This is a genomic window from Arthrobacter sulfonylureivorans (assembly GCF_047607445.1).
Taxonomy (GTDB): Bacteria; Actinomycetota; Actinomycetes; order Actinomycetales; family Micrococcaceae; genus Crystallibacter; species Crystallibacter sulfonylureivorans_A.
The window spans coordinates 1-15,280 of record NZ_JBLKRT010000037.1 but is presented as its reverse complement, the minus strand read 5'-3'; the positions used below and the strand labels follow the sequence as shown (position 1 = coordinate 15,280).

31 protein-coding genes are annotated in these 15,280 nt (G+C 66.6%); 24 read left to right on the top strand and 7 right to left on the bottom strand.

The window, feature by feature from the left end; genetic code table 11:
• Positions 1-6: 6 nt before the first annotated feature.
• From ACMX2H_RS15995 to folE, 24 genes are all read left to right on the top strand, one after another.
• A complete protein-coding gene (locus ACMX2H_RS15995; RefSeq protein WP_414961845.1) occupies positions 7-231 on the top strand; it encodes a hypothetical protein in 225 nt (74 codons plus the stop codon).
• 240 nt (positions 232-471) lie between these two features.
• Positions 472-771, top strand: a complete 300-nt coding sequence (locus ACMX2H_RS15990) for a hypothetical protein (RefSeq protein ID WP_414961843.1) — start codon at positions 472-474, stop codon at positions 769-771.
• A 65-nt stretch (positions 772-836) separates the two neighbouring features.
• Positions 837-1,190, top strand: a complete 354-nt coding sequence (locus ACMX2H_RS15985; RefSeq protein WP_414961841.1) for a hypothetical protein — start codon at positions 837-839, stop codon at positions 1,188-1,190.
• On the top strand, positions 1,187-1,528 hold the full coding sequence (locus tag ACMX2H_RS15980; protein ID WP_414961840.1) for a helix-turn-helix domain-containing protein: 342 nt from the start codon (positions 1,187-1,189) through the stop codon (positions 1,526-1,528). The genes ACMX2H_RS15985 and ACMX2H_RS15980 overlap by 4 nt, the downstream gene beginning before the upstream one ends.
• A 19-nt stretch (positions 1,529-1,547) precedes the next feature.
• Positions 1,548-1,940, top strand: coding sequence for a beta-sandwich lipoprotein (locus ACMX2H_RS15975; RefSeq protein WP_414961838.1), 393 nt, complete (start codon positions 1,548-1,550; stop codon positions 1,938-1,940).
• A 177-nt stretch (positions 1,941-2,117) separates the two neighbouring features.
• Positions 2,118-2,360, top strand: coding sequence for a hypothetical protein (locus tag ACMX2H_RS15970; RefSeq protein ID WP_414961836.1), 243 nt, complete (start codon positions 2,118-2,120; stop codon positions 2,358-2,360).
• Positions 2,357-3,010 carry a hypothetical protein gene (locus tag ACMX2H_RS15965; protein ID WP_414961834.1) on the top strand — a complete coding sequence of 218 codons (654 nt, stop codon included), beginning with the start codon at positions 2,357-2,359 and terminating at the stop codon, positions 3,008-3,010. Before ACMX2H_RS15970 ends, ACMX2H_RS15965 begins: the two co-directional genes overlap by 4 nt.
• Complete coding sequence (locus tag ACMX2H_RS15960; protein WP_414961832.1) at positions 3,007-3,177, top strand: hypothetical protein; 171 nt, start codon at positions 3,007-3,009, stop codon at positions 3,175-3,177. Before ACMX2H_RS15965 ends, ACMX2H_RS15960 begins: the two co-directional genes overlap by 4 nt.
• Positions 3,174-3,575, top strand: coding sequence for a hypothetical protein (locus ACMX2H_RS15955; RefSeq protein WP_414961830.1), 402 nt, complete (start codon positions 3,174-3,176; stop codon positions 3,573-3,575). The genes ACMX2H_RS15960 and ACMX2H_RS15955 overlap by 4 nt, the downstream gene beginning before the upstream one ends.
• Complete coding sequence (locus tag ACMX2H_RS15950) at positions 3,572-4,141, top strand: hypothetical protein (protein ID WP_414961828.1); 570 nt, start codon at positions 3,572-3,574, stop codon at positions 4,139-4,141. The genes ACMX2H_RS15955 and ACMX2H_RS15950 overlap by 4 nt, the downstream gene beginning before the upstream one ends.
• The gene (locus ACMX2H_RS15945; RefSeq protein WP_414961827.1) at positions 4,138-4,770 is read left to right on the top strand and encodes a nucleoside triphosphate pyrophosphohydrolase family protein; all 633 of its coding nucleotides are present in this window, start codon (positions 4,138-4,140) and stop codon (positions 4,768-4,770) included. Before ACMX2H_RS15950 ends, ACMX2H_RS15945 begins: the two co-directional genes overlap by 4 nt.
• A gap of 74 nt (positions 4,771-4,844) precedes the next feature.
• A complete protein-coding gene (locus ACMX2H_RS15940; protein WP_414961825.1) occupies positions 4,845-5,000 on the top strand; it encodes a hypothetical protein in 156 nt (51 codons plus the stop codon).
• On the top strand, positions 4,997-5,215 hold the full coding sequence (locus ACMX2H_RS15935; RefSeq protein WP_414961823.1) for a hypothetical protein: 219 nt from the start codon (positions 4,997-4,999) through the stop codon (positions 5,213-5,215). The genes ACMX2H_RS15940 and ACMX2H_RS15935 overlap by 4 nt, the downstream gene beginning before the upstream one ends.
• Complete coding sequence (locus tag ACMX2H_RS15930; RefSeq protein ID WP_414961821.1) at positions 5,205-5,552, top strand: hypothetical protein; 348 nt, start codon at positions 5,205-5,207, stop codon at positions 5,550-5,552. Before ACMX2H_RS15935 ends, ACMX2H_RS15930 begins: the two co-directional genes overlap by 11 nt.
• A 148-nt stretch (positions 5,553-5,700) precedes the next feature.
• Complete coding sequence (locus ACMX2H_RS15925; protein WP_414961819.1) at positions 5,701-6,372, top strand: hypothetical protein; 672 nt, start codon at positions 5,701-5,703, stop codon at positions 6,370-6,372.
• The gene (locus tag ACMX2H_RS15920) at positions 6,369-6,590 is read left to right on the top strand and encodes a hypothetical protein (RefSeq protein ID WP_414961818.1); all 222 of its coding nucleotides are present in this window, start codon (positions 6,369-6,371) and stop codon (positions 6,588-6,590) included. The genes ACMX2H_RS15925 and ACMX2H_RS15920 overlap by 4 nt, the downstream gene beginning before the upstream one ends.
• A gap of 171 nt (positions 6,591-6,761) precedes the next feature.
• Positions 6,762-7,241: a hypothetical protein gene (locus ACMX2H_RS15915; protein ID WP_414961816.1), complete on the top strand. Its 480-nt coding sequence runs from the start codon at positions 6,762-6,764 to the stop codon at positions 7,239-7,241.
• Positions 7,238-7,444 carry a hypothetical protein gene (locus ACMX2H_RS15910; RefSeq protein WP_414961814.1) on the top strand — a complete coding sequence of 69 codons (207 nt, stop codon included), beginning with the start codon at positions 7,238-7,240 and terminating at the stop codon, positions 7,442-7,444. The genes ACMX2H_RS15915 and ACMX2H_RS15910 overlap by 4 nt, the downstream gene beginning before the upstream one ends.
• Positions 7,445-7,461: 17 nt before the next feature.
• Positions 7,462-8,067, top strand: a complete 606-nt coding sequence (locus ACMX2H_RS15905) for a ParB/RepB/Spo0J family partition protein (protein WP_414961812.1) — start codon at positions 7,462-7,464, stop codon at positions 8,065-8,067.
• Complete coding sequence (locus ACMX2H_RS15900; RefSeq protein WP_414961810.1) at positions 8,064-8,981, top strand: hypothetical protein; 918 nt, start codon at positions 8,064-8,066, stop codon at positions 8,979-8,981. Before ACMX2H_RS15905 ends, ACMX2H_RS15900 begins: the two co-directional genes overlap by 4 nt.
• On the top strand, positions 8,957-10,321 hold the full coding sequence (locus tag ACMX2H_RS15895) for a 7-cyano-7-deazaguanine synthase (RefSeq protein WP_414961809.1): 1,365 nt from the start codon (positions 8,957-8,959) through the stop codon (positions 10,319-10,321). The genes ACMX2H_RS15900 and ACMX2H_RS15895 overlap by 25 nt, the downstream gene beginning before the upstream one ends.
• Before the next feature lie 13 nt (positions 10,322-10,334).
• Positions 10,335-10,772: a 6-pyruvoyl trahydropterin synthase family protein gene (locus ACMX2H_RS15890; protein ID WP_414961807.1), complete on the top strand. Its 438-nt coding sequence runs from the start codon at positions 10,335-10,337 to the stop codon at positions 10,770-10,772.
• The gene (locus tag ACMX2H_RS15885) at positions 10,769-11,473 is read left to right on the top strand and encodes a 7-carboxy-7-deazaguanine synthase QueE (protein ID WP_414961805.1); all 705 of its coding nucleotides are present in this window, start codon (positions 10,769-10,771) and stop codon (positions 11,471-11,473) included. The genes ACMX2H_RS15890 and ACMX2H_RS15885 overlap by 4 nt, the downstream gene beginning before the upstream one ends.
• Positions 11,474-11,475: 2 nt before the next feature.
• Positions 11,476-12,267 (top strand): GTP cyclohydrolase I, encoded by a 792-nt coding sequence (folE, locus tag ACMX2H_RS15880; protein ID WP_414961803.1) that lies wholly within the window; start codon positions 11,476-11,478, stop codon positions 12,265-12,267.
• A 65-nt stretch (positions 12,268-12,332) separates the two neighbouring features.
• On the opposite strand, the gene ACMX2H_RS15875 is transcribed toward folE, so the two are convergent.
• The 7 genes from ACMX2H_RS15875 to ACMX2H_RS15845 form a co-directional block, all read right to left on the bottom strand.
• A complete protein-coding gene (locus ACMX2H_RS15875; protein WP_414961801.1) occupies positions 12,333-12,677 on the bottom strand; it encodes a hypothetical protein in 345 nt (114 codons plus the stop codon).
• A 19-nt stretch (positions 12,678-12,696) separates the two neighbouring features.
• Entirely contained in the window at positions 12,697-13,167 is a 471-nt protein-coding gene (locus ACMX2H_RS15870) for a hypothetical protein (RefSeq protein ID WP_414961800.1), read from the bottom strand.
• On the bottom strand, positions 13,164-13,394 hold the full coding sequence (locus tag ACMX2H_RS15865) for a hypothetical protein (RefSeq protein WP_414961798.1): 231 nt from the start codon (positions 13,392-13,394) through the stop codon (positions 13,164-13,166). The genes ACMX2H_RS15870 and ACMX2H_RS15865 overlap by 4 nt, the downstream gene beginning before the upstream one ends.
• Before the next feature lie 69 nt (positions 13,395-13,463).
• Positions 13,464-13,772 carry a hypothetical protein gene (locus tag ACMX2H_RS15860; RefSeq protein WP_414961796.1) on the bottom strand — a complete coding sequence of 103 codons (309 nt, stop codon included), beginning with the start codon at positions 13,770-13,772 and terminating at the stop codon, positions 13,464-13,466.
• A gap of 55 nt (positions 13,773-13,827) precedes the next feature.
• Positions 13,828-14,022: a hypothetical protein gene (locus ACMX2H_RS15855; protein WP_414961795.1), complete on the bottom strand. Its 195-nt coding sequence runs from the start codon at positions 14,020-14,022 to the stop codon at positions 13,828-13,830.
• 87 nt (positions 14,023-14,109) lie between these two features.
• On the bottom strand, positions 14,110-14,310 hold the full coding sequence (locus ACMX2H_RS15850) for a hypothetical protein (protein ID WP_414961793.1): 201 nt from the start codon (positions 14,308-14,310) through the stop codon (positions 14,110-14,112).
• Between the two features lie 111 nt (positions 14,311-14,421).
• On the bottom strand, positions 14,422-15,280 hold an 859-nt coding region (locus ACMX2H_RS15845; protein WP_414961791.1), incomplete at its 5' end, for a DUF932 domain-containing protein.

Sequence of the window (15,280 nt, the reverse complement as noted above, 5' to 3'; positions counted from 1 at the left end):
GCCCGGATGCCGCGGACCCATAAGGACTGCTGGCAGCAGAACTTCCCGCGGGTATTCACCCCGCTCGGGTCGATCCGCCGGTGCGAGCACGGCAAGGTCCAAGTCCTCACCGAGCCGCCGCCCGGAGCCAAGTGGCAGGGGCCCGGGACGTGGTGGTGGCGCACTCTCCACCCGTTCTGGAACCGGCGCCTGTACCGGCGGGCTGTGGCGGCGCTGGAGGCAGCGAAGTGAGGGAGCTGCGCAGTGCGGACGAAATAGCCGCGATCATTCCCGAGGGCGAGGTCTACACGCTGAAGCCGTGGGATGACGGCAGCAGCCCGGAGAAGATTTACCGCTCCTGAGTGGTCCGGGGGAGGTAGCCTCGGGTAATATTGCAGCGCTTTGGTTCTGTTTAGCGTGGCTTGTTGCCCGGGGCTATTTTTTCTGCCTATAGTAGTTACAACAGTTCAAACAAACCGAAAGGCAAACACAATGAACACGCTCTCCCTCCAGCTGCAGGACGCCCTTACTTCCAACGACTTTGCTCCCCGCGTCCAGCCGAACGTGGTTACGTTCTTCCGCGAGATCGAGTCCAACGGCGGCCACACCACCGAGTTTGAGTTCATCCCCGGGATGATCAAGGGCGTTGTCCTCGTGAACATCACCAAGTACGAGCCGGAGCACGGCGAAGCGATCTTCAACAAGACCCACCGCTTGCACGAGGACGATCTGGCGAACGAGTCGCTGGAGGCGCTGAACATGATGGTCCGCACGATCATCCAGTTTGCCTAAACCCCCGGACGGGGCGGGCCCGCGGGTCCGCCCCTACAGCCGTCACAACCGACCAAGGAGCACTAATGGCCCACTGCACCCGAATGACCGCCCCAGCACGGCACAACCCGCCGGAGCCCCCCGAGTTCTGCGACAACGACTCCTTACCCGGGGAGGACGTCTGCGAGTTCCACTTAGAGGAGACGGCCGAAGGGCTCCGCGAGACGCTGCAGAAGCTCCGCGACGACATAGCCGAGTCCGAGCTGCGCCAGAAGGCATGCGAGGCTGCCGGGATGCACGCCCGCGCCGCAGTCCACGCCCGCCGGGCCCGCAACGCCGCCACGATCCTTGACTTCCTCACCGGCGTCACGAAGGTCCCCGCGCCCGGCTACGAGCCCCTGACGGCCGAGGAGGCAGCGCTGATCGGGGTGGAGCCGTGAGGCGCGTGGATCGGGACGCCATAGCCGAGCTGGCTGAGGACGGCTACACTGCCCCGCAAATCGCTGAGCGGCTGGGCTGCGCGGTGCGCACCGTAAACCGCGCACGCGCCGAACTGGGGCTCGCACAGCCCGGCCCCAACCAGGCACGCGGCCCCGTCCCGGCAGAGAAGCTGGCGAGGGCCCGCGCACTGATCGAGGACGGCGCATCGCATAAGGAGGTGCTGCAGACCCTCGGGATGGGCTGGCAGACCCTCTCCAAATACTTCCCCGGGACGGGCTGGACCAACGTTCAGAAGGGCCAGCACGCCGCCCGCGTCCGCCAACTCAACCGCCTGTAGAAACCGACCAAGGAGAACCATGAAGAAAACCCCCCTCGCCGCTGCTGGACTGGCTGCTGCACTGCTGCTCACCGGCTGCGCATCCGACGCGGAGAAGGCCAGCCAGAACATCAGCACCGCCGCGGACCAGTTTGAGGTCCAGCGGAAGATCGTGGGCGTGAACACGCGCACCGAGAACTACCTGTTTTATGTGGAAGGCCGCTGCTCCCTCTCCGACGAGGGCGGCCGCATCGTGGTGACCTGCAAGCACGCCGCCAACGACTACCGCAAGCACTATCTGGGCAAGGCCAACGACGTTGCGTGGGCGTCCACGCAGGAGGCCGGGATCGACGTGAGTGTCTACCACACCCGCATCGTCATCAAGCCCGAGAACCTGCTGCCCGAGTTCGACCTTGAAATGGGCGAGCAGTGACCGCTCCGAGCGCCCGCGCACTCACTGGCCCCTGCGGAGAGCTGCACGACCCCGAGCCCTATATCCAGAGCGGGATGGCTGCCTCTGCGCAGGCGATGTGGTGGGGCAAGAGCCGGTTCAAGCCCCGCGCCCCTTACTGCCAAGACCAGGACTGCTACGACAAGGCCAAGGAGGCTCGTGAGCGCAATACCGGGCGAGGGTGAGGTGTGGCCGGTGCCGGAGGACGCCCCGGCCCACCTCATCGTGCACGACAATGCACGCATGCTGACCGGGTGCATCTGCGGCAAGTACGGCATGACGGACGAATACCGCGCCGTACTGAAGCGAGAGGCCCCGGACGTGCTAGACGACTGGCGCGTGAGTGCACTGCTGCACGAAATCACCGAGAACGACAAGGCAAGGAAAGCAATCGACCAATGACCAGACCCCTGCCCCCGCTCGCCATCAAGGCGCCCCGGGTGAACTACCATCCGAAGGTGCTGGAGAGCTTCACTGGCGACACCGACCAACACGGCATGAACATCCTGCTCGATCAGGGCGTCTACCGGCACGTCCGGTTCCAGAAGGAGTCAGGGTCCAGCATGTACTGGTTCGACCTGATCACCACCCCCGGGCTCCTCACCATCAACGGCGATATGGGCACCTACACCTTCTCTCGGGAGCACGATATGTTCCCGTGGTTCAACAGCGGGTACGTCAACGAGGGGTACTGGTCCCAGAAGCTCCGGGCGTCCGACCACCGGCCCAACCACTCGATCCGAGAGTTTGATGACGACACGTTCCGCCGGTTCGTGATCGAGGACTTCTGGGAGCGCCGAGTGGACGAGTCCCCGGTGTTCGCCGCCGCGGTCTGGCGGGCCATCAAGGACGAACTGATCGGCGTCTACGTACTGCCCGATGATCAGCGCGAAGCGATTGAGAAGCTGGACCAATTCGATTGCGGCGGCTGGACCTACTCGGAGCCGTGGGAGCACGACTTCACGAAGCCGGATTACACCTACCTCTGGAACCTCCACGCGATCCTGTGGGGCATCCAGCGCTACTACGCGGCCAAGGAGGAGCAGCCATGAGGCGATGGGCTGTTCGTGTCCGAGTGGACAGCAAGGAGCGCACGAGGTACTTCCCGTTCCTCTGGCTGGCTCGGCTCCACAACATGCTGGTCTTCCAAACGGCACGCCGCAGGAGCGCGTTCGTGATGACCATGATTTACGACGAGAAAGCGAGGAACAAGGCGTGAGCGCTGAGCTGACGGAGCATGAGCTGACAACACTGGTGGAGGCGGCAGCTGCGGGCGAGTGGACGTCCACCTACACCTCGATCGGCGGGCCCGAGTGGGCGGACGTGAACCCGGCGCTGCAGCACGAGGTGCGCGAGACGGCGATGCCCTACGTGGTCCACGGCTTCAAGGCGCTGGCCGGGCTGGGCTGGGAGCGCCACCGCACGGTCCACACCATCGAGGAGCTGCGGGCAGTGCCCGAGGGCATGGTGATCCGCAACGCTCACGGCACCATCATGGAGTCCATGAAGCCGTACAACGGCTACTCGGAGTGGCTGCTGTTCGGCCACGAAATAGGCGATCTGCCGTCCGAGGACTGGCTGCCCGCCGTCGTGCTGCAGGAGGCCCCGAAGAAATGAGCTGGCAGCAGTGTGGCACCAGGCGGGGCTACAAGGCGCACAAGGACCGCAACGAGCCCCCGTGCAAGTGGTGCCTAATAGCCCACGAGAAGGCGCAGCAGCCGCAGTGGCGGCCGCCGTGGTTCGCCTACGTCCCCGCCCCCGGCAAACCCGGCCCCAAGCCGTTCATCGGGCCGAAGCTGAAGGCGGTGAAGCCCCCGCGCAAGAGGGGACGCCCACGCATCGAGGGACGACCGGAGTGCGGGACCGAACGCGCCTACCACTGGGAGAAACGGTATCTCGGGGAGACGTGCCCGAAGTGCCGTGCAGCGTCCGCTGCAGCGCAGAAGGAGCGCTACCACCGCAGGCAGGAGGCCAAACGGGAGGCCGGGCTACTGCCGGTGAAGCCGGAGAAGGAGCGGCTGCCCAACGGCGCCACGCATGGCTCGCAGCGGGGCTGGCAGGCTTGCCGGGAGCGCCCCGAGGGGGCATGCGCCGATTGCATCGCGGCGAAGGAACACACCAACAAGATGGTCCGCGAACGGCGGGCCGCGAGGAAGCAGAAAGCATTGGAGCTGGCAGCATGAGCACTTACAACCTGGCCGAGTATCAGGCACGCGCGGTCACCACCGCCATCTACGACGACGAGTGGACGTCCGCGTACCCGCTGATCGGGCTCGCCAACGAGGCGGGCGAGCTGGCGAAGGAGGTCGCCAAGTTCTCCTCCGCCTGCCATTCGTTTGCCCGCATGGAGGGCGTCGCGTTCCTGCACGGCGGCGACGAGGGCCGGGAGTACGCCAAGGCAGTGACCGTGGATAAGCACCGGCAGCTCATCAAGGGCGAGGCCGGGGACGTGCTCTGGTACGCGGCTGCTGCAGCGCGCGATCTGGAGCTGTGGCTGCCCCCGGTGTTCGACACGACGATGGGCGAGGACTGCGCATCCTTCTGGACGCCGGAGCAGGCGGCGCTGCACCTCTGCGCCACCACGTCCGAGGCGCTGGGGCTGGTGAAGAAGTCCATGCGCGACGACAAGACGGTGTGGGCTGTGAGCCGGACGGAGAAGGCGAAGGAGCTGGTGGACCGGAGCATTCACGAGCTGGCCGGGCTGCTGTGGCTGCTGGGCGTGGACTTCGCGGAGGCGGCTGACGCGAACCTCGCCAAGCTGGCGTCCCGGGCGAAGCGCGGCGTGCTGAACGGTGACGGCGGGGAGCGGTGAGGGCTGCGCTGCTGCGCACGGTGCCCCGAGAAATCCGGCCCCTCGTGCGCTGCGCGGTGGAGCAGGACTGGCGGGTGAAGCGGACTCGCCGCGGGCATCTGGTGTTCTGCCCGCCGGAGGGGCAGGTCATCTACACGTCGGGCACTCCGTCCGACGCTCGGGCGTGGAAGAACGTCAGGGCGCAGTTGCGCCGCGCCGGGCTGGACATACCTTCGGGGGTGCCAGCATGAGCGGCGGAGTGTTCCTCTGCCCGGCCTGCAACGCGGCCTGTGGGAGCGCTGAGGCAGCGAAGGCGTGCTACACCGGGCACGAGGGCGAGGAGCGGCCTACTGACCTGCAGTGGCTCCTGTCGCTGGGTGTGGACGTGGGAGAGGCGGCGCGCCGGATCGGGCGCACGCCGACAGCGGTGCAGGTGGAGCTGGCGAGGAGCAACAATGGCGACTGATCGGTTTGTGGGTGGCCCGCTGGACGGGCAGGAATGGAACGCCGCCGAGCTGGCCGGGCTCAACGTGTTCATGGACCCGCGAACGCAGGTCCAGTACGAGCGGCGAAACGGGAACCGCTGGGTGCTGACCCCGGCCCGGGGCCCGAGCCCGATTGCCCCCAGCAACAAGATGTTCAAGATAGCGCCGCAAGGCAGAAATCCAATCACGCTGGAGCAGCTGGAGGGGCTGATATGGGCGGCTCGGGCTGCCAACGTGCCCGGTGATTGGGAGGTCCACGGACTCACGCGCTGGTCCGGCAGGCTGTCTGAGCTGGAGCTGAAGCCCCCCAAGACCTGACGGGGCACCTGACGGGGTATCTCGTCCGATGGGCGGCTGGGAGTGCACTGCGACACGCCCGGCCGCCCATTGTGTTGCAATGCTGACTTAATGTGGCACTAGAATCGTTCTCGTTACTCGCCGCCCTCTCCCCCCGAGGTCACACCACATGCGCCGACTCTGCCCGGCATGCACCACCCGTTCTGAGCACCTGGTTTCCGACACCTGCCCGGTTTGCTCCGGCGCCGGGTATCTGACGCTGGGCGCCGCTGCGCTCTCCCTCTACGACCCGGAAGTGGTGGCTGCTGCAGCCCGCCTTGCCCTGGAAATGGCGGCCCGCGGCTCCGACAAGACTCTCTCCCTCTCTGACGACCGGACGGGCACAATCCGCGCCACCATGGCGGACCTGCTGGACGCCGGGATCGTCGCCAAGCCCAACCGCCCGCAAACCCCGGCCCCGCGCCCGGTTACACGGCTGCCGCGGAAACGCAACCAGTTGGGCCAGTACGCGATCGAACGCTCCCCCGAGGAACTGGCAGCCGAGGCCACCGGCCAGATGCCGTTGCCGCTCGATGACGTCCTCTCCTCGGCTGGCTGCTACCAGTACCGGGAGGCCGACCGGCCGAACGCCCGGGGCCTGCCGCTGCTGTCCGCCAACGGGCACCCCTCGCACCTCGCCCGCGTTGCGGACCCGATGGAGCCCGGCCACGACACAAGGGCTGGCTTCCGGCACCGCCGCGCCACCCTGCTGCGGGCTGCAGCACTCGCGCACTCCGCGCCGGAGGCTGCCGCTGTGAAACGTTCCAAGGCACACGAGCAGACGGAGCTGATGGCAGCGTGAACCAGCGTCCAAGTGTGGGCCGCATCGTCCACGTCCACGTCGCCCATTACGGCGCCCCCATCGCCGCGGTGATCACTGCTGTCAGCCCGGACGACGACACGCTGGTGGAGGTGGCGTTGTTCATGCCCTCCGGCCTTGCCGAGCTGCCGTGGCCGCACCGCTTCCCCTACTCGCCGGAGCCCCTGCCCCAGCACTGGAGCTGGCCCCCGCGCACCTAGATCCTTTCGTGGCCGTCGCGCAGGTCAGAGCTCCGAACAAACCGCAGTGTGCAGTGGGTCATTGACGCCGATACAGCGGAGCCGCCACGAAACCCCCCGCCCGTCCCGCCGATTCCCCGGGGCGGGCGGGGGAACCACTTTCCTTCCACCCTCTGAAACCAAGGAGCCCCCATGAGCGAACAGCCTGACGTCCGCGACGACTACCCCTCCCGCGCCACCCTGAGCGGCATCGTGTTCCCCCCGAACGCTGCCAAGTACCCGGGGCCCGGGCTGCAGCACAACCGCACCGTGAGCAAGCTGGACGAGGCGCTGGGCCTGATGAACAAGGAGGCGGAGGAGCAGAACCGGGTGATCGCGCTCCAAACCGAGTGCATCGAAGGGCTCGCGGACCTCACCTACGGCGGGCTGGCGCGGAAGGGTGCCGCCGCGTGGCTCAGCATCACCTTCTGGACCGTTTTCATCTTCACCATCGCGCTCCGCGTCGTCACCGGCGCCCTCTGGGCCGACGTCCTGTTCATCGTCGCTCTCGGGGCTGTGATCGTGGCGGAGTACGCCAACGCGATCCGGGCGCTGCGCCAGCGCCGTGCTGCCCACCGGAAGCTGGCAGCGCTGGGCAAGAAGGTGCGTGCCGCCCGGATCGAGCAGCCGTGAGCGAGCACGCCTTCGTGAAGGCCCGCGACGAGGTGCAGCAGGCCGAGTACGTGGTGGAGGTGGCCGAGCAGCGGTTGCGGGACGCGAAGGAGCTGCTGGGGCAGAAGCGGGACGCGCTGGTGGAGGTTGCACTCAAACGTGCCGCGTCCCACCCGGCCGGATTCAGCGGTGATGTAGTGCCCTCACAAGCACTCACCCCCTGACCTATGGAGCCGCAACCGTGACCACGGAAACCATCGACCCCACCAACATCCCGTCCACCCTTCGCAAGCTGGCAGTGCCGATCGACGGGCTGCAGCACTACGCGAAGAACGCCCGCAAGGGCGACCTCAGCGTCATCATGGAGTCGCTGGAGGTCCACGGCCAGTACCGGCCGGTGGTGGTGCGCACGGGGACGAACGAAATCCTTGCCGGAAACCACACCGTCATGGCTGCCCGAGAGCTGGGCTGGACGTCCGTGGCGGTGACGTTCGTGGACGTGGACGACGACGAGGCTGCCCGCATCGTGCTGATCGACAACCGCGCCAACGACCTTGGCAAGTACGACAACGACGCGCTGGCCGAGCTGCTGCAGTCCCTCCCGGAACTGGAGGGCACCGGTTACACGCAGGACGACCTGGACGACCTGCTCGCCCACATGGAGGGCGACGACCTGGACGACCTGGAGGACGAATACGGAGAGCCGGAGGAGGAGGACCTGTGGCCCACTTTCTCCATCAAACTCCCCGAGGACCTGAACCGGCGCCTGCGTGACGCGCTGGACGCGATGCAAGGCGACACCGATCCTGCCCGTCTGGAGCAGCTTCTCAACAAGGCGGGCGTGTGAGCCTGTACTGGCCCGACCGGCCGCGGATGCTGATTTCCTACGCCTACAAGGAGGCGCTGGACTACGCGGTGAAGAACACTTCGGGCGTTGACCTCCTCGTGGACTCCGGCGCGTTCACCGCCTTCACGCTGGGCGAGAAGATCAGCATGGAGGCTTACTGTGACTGGCTGATCGAGAACCAGTCGAAGATCACCACCGCGATCTCGCTCGACGTCATCGGAGACTGGAAGGGCAGCGCCCGCAACACCGAGAAGATGCTGAAGCGGCTGCCCGAGGGCTTCCCGCTAATGCCGGTGTGGCACTCGACGTCGCCGGAGTCCGAGCTGCGCCGCCTCTGCCGGGAACACGACTACATCGGTATCGGCGGCGTCACCTCCATGGCCTCCAAGGTCAATATGTTCATGCGGCACATGGTGAAGGCGCACAAGATCGCCCGCGACTACGGCACCAAGCTGCACGGTCTGGGCGTCACCGGCCACGACGCGATGCTGCGCCTGCCGTGGCACACGGTGGACTCCTCCTCGTGGCTGGCTGGGGCGCGTTACGGGCGCATGGTCCTCCACGACGAGGATTTCAGCCGCGTCCGCTACCGCATTGGCGACCCGATGGACGCGAGCATGGCCCGCGTGATCCGCGCCTACGGGGGCGACCCGGCAAAGGTCCGCAAGAAGGGCTTCGCGATGGCGTCCGGGGGCACCGGCGACCACAAGGCCGAATACGAGTGGCTGTACCAGTCCGCGGCGCGGGGCTTCACCATGCTGGAGGGCCACATGCGGAAGCGGAACAAGACCGAGGCCCGCGTCTACTTGGCGCTGGCCACCTCAGTGACAATGCATGCCGCCATCCGGGCGCATGCGCTTGGCAACCCCTTTGAACGGAAGGTAACTCCATGTGTTCCATCAGTGGCGCAGTAAACCTGCGCCCGCGCACCCACGCCCCCATCAGCGCCCGCCGTCTGGCGAAGGTGCTGGAGGCGGCGCTGGAGCGCGGCCGTGACAGCGTGGGCCAGTACATCGACGGGGCGGTGATGCGCTCCGTGACGGGGCCCCTGCACAACTGGATCAGCGGCGCCAACGTGGTGCTGGTGAACAACCGGGCCGAGCCGACAACCGAGTGGCAGCGAGAGAAGGACAAGGAGCAGGTGCAGCCCTACCTGACTCGCCACTCCGGCGGCCGCCTCGTCGTCGTGCATAACGGCACCATCGCCAACGACAAGGAGCTGGCCGCGGAGCTGGGCCTGCCCGCGCCGGTGATTGACTCGCAGATCATCGGCCCGGTCCTCGCGGACGGGGGCCCGCTCTCTCCGGCGAACGTTGTGGAGCGGCTGGGGCGCCTCGTGGGCTCCTACGCCCTCGTGGTGCATGACGAGTCCACCGGCATCACCTATCTGGCCGCCAACTACAAACCGCTCCACACGGCGGTCTACGACGGCGTGCTCTACTTCGCCTCGCTGCCCCACCATTTGCCCGGGGACGGGGAGCTGCACTCCACGGTCCACAAGCTGGAGCCCTACACGGTGACGGTTCTCGAGCCCGAAGGCGTCAGCTACTCGCTGGACCTGCCGGTGGGCGACCCGGCGGACCAGAACAAGGTGCTGGTGGTCGCGTCCGGCGGCATGGATTCCACGGTGGTAGCGGCCCAGCAGGCGGCTCTCGGGCGCGAAGTCACGCTCCTGCATGTTGAGTACCAGGCTCGGGCGCAGCAGCGGGAGCGGGAGGCTATTGACGCCATTGCCGAGCGCATGGGCGCGGAGCTGATCGTGGTGCAGACCGACCTGTTCAAGAACACCATCAAGGCCTCCCGGCTCACCGAGACACGCGAGGACGTCGAAATCGCGGACGGGGTGGCCGGTGCAGAACTGGCCCACGAGTGGGTGCCCGCCCGCAACCTGATCCTCGCATCCATCGCCGTTGGCATCGCTGAGGCTCGCGGCATCGGGTGGATCGCGTTGGGCAACAACCTGGAGGAGTCCGGGGCCTACCCGGACAACGAGCAGGAGTTCATTCGGGCGCTGAACGTGGTGATGCCGAACGCGGTGAACGTGAACCGCAAGGTCCGCTTCACTCAGCCTGTCGGCAACCTGATGAAGCACGAAATTGTGGCGCTGGGCATGCAGGTGGGGGCCCCGTTGGAGCTGGCGTGGTCCTGCTACAACGGCGGCGAAATCCACTGCGGGGACTGCGGGCCCTGTTTCATGCGCCGCACGGCCTTCACCATGAACGGCCTCACCGACACGATCCCCTACCAGCAGTAAGGAGCACCCCCCCTTGTTCACCATCAGTAAAGAGTTCGCCTTCAGCGCCTCCCACCAGCTGGACGGGCTGCCCGCGGACCACCCGTGCTCGCGGCTGCACGGCCACAACTACACCATCAAGCTCACCCTTACCGGCGATCTGGACGATATCGGGTTCGTGCACGACTACCGGGCGCTGGCCCCGTTCAAGGAATACCTTGACAACGTGCTCGACCACCGGCACCTGAACGACATTCTGGAGGGCAACCCGACCGCGGAGCGGATGAGCGCCCACCTGTGCAAGGTGGCAGTGCGCTGCCTGGAGATTCCGCGCACGGTGTTCCGGGTGGCGATCGGCGTCTCTGAGACGCCCAAGACGTGGGCCGAGTCCAGCGTGGACATTGATGGCCTGTACTGGAACCAGCGCTACCGCTGGGGCCGTGAGAGCCGCGAAGCGGAGGGAGCGAAGTGAGTGATGTTCTCCCGTTCGTGGAAACGTTTGGCCCGACGCTCCAAGGCGAGGGCGCGGCTGCAGGCCGCCTGTCCTCATTCCTCCGCTTTGGGGGTTGTAACCTGTCTTGCTCGTGGTGCGATTCCCCGTATACCTGGGACGCTGATCGGTTCGATCTTCGCCGTGAGATTTCACTGCTCACGGTGCAAGAAATCGTGGCACGAGTCCCTGCCGCTCCCCTCCTGATCATCACCGGCGGCGAGCCACTGCTGAACCAGAAGAAACCGGCGTTCGTGGAGCTGCTGCAGCACTACAAGGACGCGGGCGTGGAGCTGCACATGGAGACGAACGGCACGCTGGTCCCGAACCGGGACATGGTGCGGCTGATCGACCAGTTCTCTGTGAGCCCGAAGCTGGCCCACGCAGGCGAGCACAAGCGGACGCAAAACCGGGCGCTGGCGCCGGGCTGGCTGCGCGTGCACGACCAGACTCCCGCGCACCTGAAGGTGGTGTGCGAGACGGCGGCCGACGTCCGCGAGACACGCGAAATGGCCGAGAAACACGGGTGGCCGCTGGACCGGGTGTGGGTGATGCCGGAGGGCACCACGTCCGAGGTGCTGAATGCCCGCTGGCCGGAGATTGCGACGGCCGCAACCGAACAAGGAATCAATGCATCCCACCGCCTGCATGTGCTGGCGTGGACCGACGCGAGGGGACACTAACCATGAGCGAAACACTGATTGACACTGCCCCCGAGGCAGAGGACGAGTTCGACGGGCTGGACGCCTTTGAACGCGAGATTGCGGAGGCCCGCGCCGACGAGTACCTGCCGGACGCCGTGATGGACGCCGAGCAGCAGTCCGAGGAGCCGCCGCAGGCGCCGCAGCCCATCGTGCTGCCGGTGGAGACGGTGCTGGGGCTGCTGGACAACACGCTGACAGCCCACGAGGCTGACCCGGTGGCGTTCTCCGTGGGCATGTTCCTCGACGCGCTGGGCGTGGATGAGGGCGACCACACCGCGGACACTCCGCAGCGCGTGGCGAAGGCGTGGCGGCACCTGCTGGCCGGGTACGCGGAGGACCCCTCCGTGCACCTCCAGAAGCAGTTTTCCGCGCCGGAGAACCCCGGGCTGGTCGTCGTGTCCGGCATCCGGCTGGCGTCCACCTGCGCCCATCACCTGCTCCCGATCACCGGGACGGCGACGGTGGCCTACCGGCCGCAGCGCGGCGCGAACGTGGTGGGCCTGTCCAAGCTGGCCCGCGTGCTGGATGGCTACGCGCGGCGGCTGCAGGTGCAGGAGCGGATCGGCTCGCAGGTGGTGGACGCGCTCGACAGCGTGCTGAAGCCGTTGGGCGCCGCCTGCGTCATCACTGCTGCGCACGGTTGCATGAGCCTGCGCGGGGTGGCGGAGCCGTCCGCAACCACGCTGACTGTGGCGACTGCCGGTGACTGGATTGACCCGGGCCACCCGGACCTGCAGGCTGTTCTGGCGGAGCACGCCCGCAACGCCGGGTAGCAGGCACGCAAAAGGACCCCCGCGGCAGTTACGGCCGCGGGGGTCTTTTTGTGATTGTGCAGGACCTACGCGGTCTTGCGAGCGGTGTGGCTGTTGGTTGCCGGGCGTCCCCCGCGTCCCGGGCGGCGGCGCAGCCACTTCTCAATGGTGCGGCGCTCCCAGTAGGGGCTGTTCCCGAACTTGCCATCTGGCTTGGGCAGGTCGCCGGGCCGCACGATGGAGCGGTCCCCGGTGAGTGCTGCCTGGCGCCGGTGGAACGATGCGCGGGAGTGGTAGGTGCGGGCCGACGTCAGGCCAATGCCCAGCAGGTCGGCCAGTTCCTGGAATCCGAGAATATCTGTCTTAGGCATTGCAACATCATAGCCGTTGGATTCGTAGTTCGCACCCTCCAAAGTTTCGTTGGTACTCATGGTTCTCCTTTCTCAGTGTCTAGTGATCGGGCAAACTCAACCAGTCGCCCGCCTTCGTCCGCTGCACCGGCTCGTAAAGGGCCGGGTCCGACGAGTGCGCGATTTCGTACTCGATGACTTCCTGAGTGGCACCAGTCCACTCGTTGAAGATGCTGCCCGTGTCCTTCCGGCGGATCGCGTACTCCAGCAGCGGCGGGTCCGCGAACAATGAGGCGCGGACTGCAGCGTCGTGGACCCTGCCAGCGACCAGACGCGCTTGGTCGATGAAGCGCCCGCCCCGCGGGTCGGTCCCGGCGATGATCCGCTCCACGTCCAAGCGAACACTGTGGTAGGTGGTGACTGCCTCCGGCGTGAGGTCTGCGGGGAGCTTGGCGAGGGCGTCCTTGAACGCCTCCACCACGACCTTCCTGTCCGTGCCGCGCAGCCCGGCCAGCCACGCCATCGGCAGCTCCTGCGCTGCCTCCATCAGCGCCCTAGTCGTGTCTTTCACGCTGTCGTTTCCTTCCTTGATGCATCGCTGATGTAGGTGGCTGGTTCGCCAGTGGCCTTCTGCACCCACGCCATGGACGCTGCCCGGCACTCCGGCCGCCCGCAGGTGGTGACTGCAGCGTGGGCGCGGCCCGGGTCGTAGCCGCCCGGCTGGTTCGTGACGATCCCGGCCCGCTCGTGGTGCTCGTGCGGGCAGGGCAGGTCGTCGTCTCGCCTACGCCGTGCCATGCGCGACCTCCTGGGCCTGCTGCTGGCGCTGCTCCAAGCTTGCCTGCATCTGCGCCTCGGTTATCTCTTTCACAGCCCGTCCTCCGCGGACGCGATCGCTGTGACGGAGGCGACGGGCAGCGTCAGGCAGTACAGTCCCCCGCGGGCAGTGACAAACACCGGGTACATGCCCACCGCCTTCTCGGGCTGCGCTGCCCAGTCGCGGGTGTGCAGGTCTACGTGCTGGACGTCGGCGGAGTTCTGGAAGCCGACCAGCGCCGCCGGTTCGCCCTTCCAGAAGTCTTGGTCAAGGACCTTGCCGGAAGTGTCGTCCACTCGGTGCGGGTAGGGGCGCGATCCGTTCGCGCTGGACGCTAACTGGATGGATTGGATGGTCATTGGTGCTCCTTTGGTTGGGGCTGCGGGCCCCGTGTGGAGCCCGCAGCGGTTGGGGTTAGTTGAACGAGACGAGGCAGAGGAACACGTTGTCGCGCTGCTCCTTCGTCAGCTCCTCCGTCGTCGTCAGCGTTAGCTTGTGGTCCTTGACGGACGTGGCGACCAGCCCGGAGATGAGGTCGGCCAGCTTGTCTGCCAGCTCGTCGGCCCCTGCAGCCTCGGCGGGTGTGAGTTGAGTGGTGAACGTGTGCATTGCGTGCTCCTGTCGGTTTGTTTGAATTACTACAACATTAGGTTAGGGCGGGAGCCTGCCGCGTGGCAAGCCCCCGCCGACTGGCTGCTACTGGACGTCTACGTAGCGCATGCAGGTCTGCAGCAGGTGGTCGTAGTCCCCGCTCAGCGCCTCATCGAAGAACTCCTGCGCTGCCTCGCGCTCTCCGGCCCGCTCCAGCGCCTTGCGCACCTTCGCAACGATGAAGAACCCGTTGCCGTCCGTGCCGGTGAGCTGGACCGTGATGTTGGGGAATTTGATGTCAGCCATTGTGCTGCCTTTCGGTTGGGTGTTGCTCCTGCGTAGTTTGTTTGAACTACTACAACAAATATAGGGCGGGGCCCGCCGTGAGGCAAGCCCCGCCCGGTAACCTGCCCGCCGCTACACTGCCAGCAGTTCGAAGGCTTCCTCCTTGACCTCCTTTGCGGTGGCGCTCGTCAGGGTGCGCAGCGCACGGACGTCCTTCGCCGCCTCGCCGTGCTGCCCGCGGACGGGCACGAAGTGGTCCACGTACTCGGTGAAGGCGTTGTACCCGGCCCAGCGCGTGCCCCGAATCTCGGTGTTGGTGTCCGACTCCAGGAACAGCCGGGTCAGCTCGTCGGCGCGGTCTGCTGCCATCTGCTTCGCCTGCTTCGGCGCCTTCTCCTGCGGCACCCAGATGGTGTCCACAATCTCGCGGAACTTCGCCTCAGTCAGCGTCTCCTGGATCATGCGCTCGGCTGCCGCCTCAAACTCGGCGGAGTAGTTGAACGTGATCCCCAGCGCCTCCCTAGCCTGCTGCAGCGCTGCAGTGCCGCCCCGCGTGTGGCGGACGGTGAAGGACGCCTTGGCGCCCTTGATTGCGGCCGCTGCCGTGTTGGCGCAGACGACGCGGATCGGCGTAACCACGAAGCGGAACGAGGAGCGCCCATCGTGCGAGTTGATCGCCGCGATGTAGGTGTCCACGGGGTCCATGCCGCCGATGTTCATTGTCTCGGGCAGCTTCATCGTGATGAACACCTCTGCGCCGCCCTTCATGCTGCCCGCGGTTTCAAAGTGGGCGCCGGATTCGTCCACCAGCGTGTTCAGCAGCTCCGCGTGGTCCTCGTTCTGGATCGGGTGGTACTTGGTGCCCACGACCCCGAGGACGTCGAGTTCCTTGGTGAGCGGGTTGGTGCGGACGGTTGCGAACTGGTTGGGGACGTCCACCGGGCTGCGCAGCTCCTCGCCTTCGATCAGCGGCGCGGTCTGCAGCGCCAGC

Bases quoted from the DNA above. Each gene is read 5' to 3' on its own strand.
- ACMX2H_RS15995 (WP_414961845.1), top strand. From the start codon at position 7: ATGCCGCGGACCCATAAGGACTGCTGGCAGCAGAACTTCCCGCGGGTA.
- ACMX2H_RS15990 (WP_414961843.1), top strand. From the start codon at position 472: ATGAACACGCTCTCCCTCCAGCTGCAGGACGCCCTTACTTCCAACGAC.
- ACMX2H_RS15985 (WP_414961841.1), top strand. From the start codon at position 837: ATGGCCCACTGCACCCGAATGACCGCCCCAGCACGGCACAACCCGCCG.
- ACMX2H_RS15975 (WP_414961838.1), top strand. From the start codon at position 1,548: ATGAAGAAAACCCCCCTCGCCGCTGCTGGACTGGCTGCTGCACTGCTG.
- ACMX2H_RS15965 (WP_414961834.1), top strand. From the start codon at position 2,357: ATGACCAGACCCCTGCCCCCGCTCGCCATCAAGGCGCCCCGGGTGAAC.
- ACMX2H_RS15960 (WP_414961832.1), top strand. From the start codon at position 3,007: ATGAGGCGATGGGCTGTTCGTGTCCGAGTGGACAGCAAGGAGCGCACG.
- ACMX2H_RS15950 (WP_414961828.1), top strand. From the start codon at position 3,572: ATGAGCTGGCAGCAGTGTGGCACCAGGCGGGGCTACAAGGCGCACAAG.
- ACMX2H_RS15945 (WP_414961827.1), top strand. From the start codon at position 4,138: ATGAGCACTTACAACCTGGCCGAGTATCAGGCACGCGCGGTCACCACC.
- ACMX2H_RS15935 (WP_414961823.1), top strand. From the start codon at position 4,997: ATGAGCGGCGGAGTGTTCCTCTGCCCGGCCTGCAACGCGGCCTGTGGG.
- ACMX2H_RS15930 (WP_414961821.1), top strand. From the start codon at position 5,205: ATGGCGACTGATCGGTTTGTGGGTGGCCCGCTGGACGGGCAGGAATGG.
- ACMX2H_RS15925 (WP_414961819.1), top strand. From the start codon at position 5,701: ATGCGCCGACTCTGCCCGGCATGCACCACCCGTTCTGAGCACCTGGTT.
- ACMX2H_RS15915 (WP_414961816.1), top strand. From the start codon at position 6,762: ATGAGCGAACAGCCTGACGTCCGCGACGACTACCCCTCCCGCGCCACC.
- ACMX2H_RS15895 (WP_414961809.1), top strand. From the start codon at position 8,957: ATGTGTTCCATCAGTGGCGCAGTAAACCTGCGCCCGCGCACCCACGCC.
- folE (WP_414961803.1), top strand. From the start codon at position 11,476: ATGAGCGAAACACTGATTGACACTGCCCCCGAGGCAGAGGACGAGTTC.
- ACMX2H_RS15875 (WP_414961801.1), bottom strand. From the start codon at position 12,677: ATGAGTACCAACGAAACTTTGGAGGGTGCGAACTACGAATCCAACGGC.
- ACMX2H_RS15865 (WP_414961798.1), bottom strand. From the start codon at position 13,394: ATGGCACGGCGTAGGCGAGACGACGACCTGCCCTGCCCGCACGAGCAC.
- ACMX2H_RS15860 (WP_414961796.1), bottom strand. From the start codon at position 13,772: ATGACCATCCAATCCATCCAGTTAGCGTCCAGCGCGAACGGATCGCGC.
- ACMX2H_RS15855 (WP_414961795.1), bottom strand. From the start codon at position 14,022: ATGCACACGTTCACCACTCAACTCACACCCGCCGAGGCTGCAGGGGCC.
- ACMX2H_RS15850 (WP_414961793.1), bottom strand. From the start codon at position 14,310: ATGGCTGACATCAAATTCCCCAACATCACGGTCCAGCTCACCGGCACG.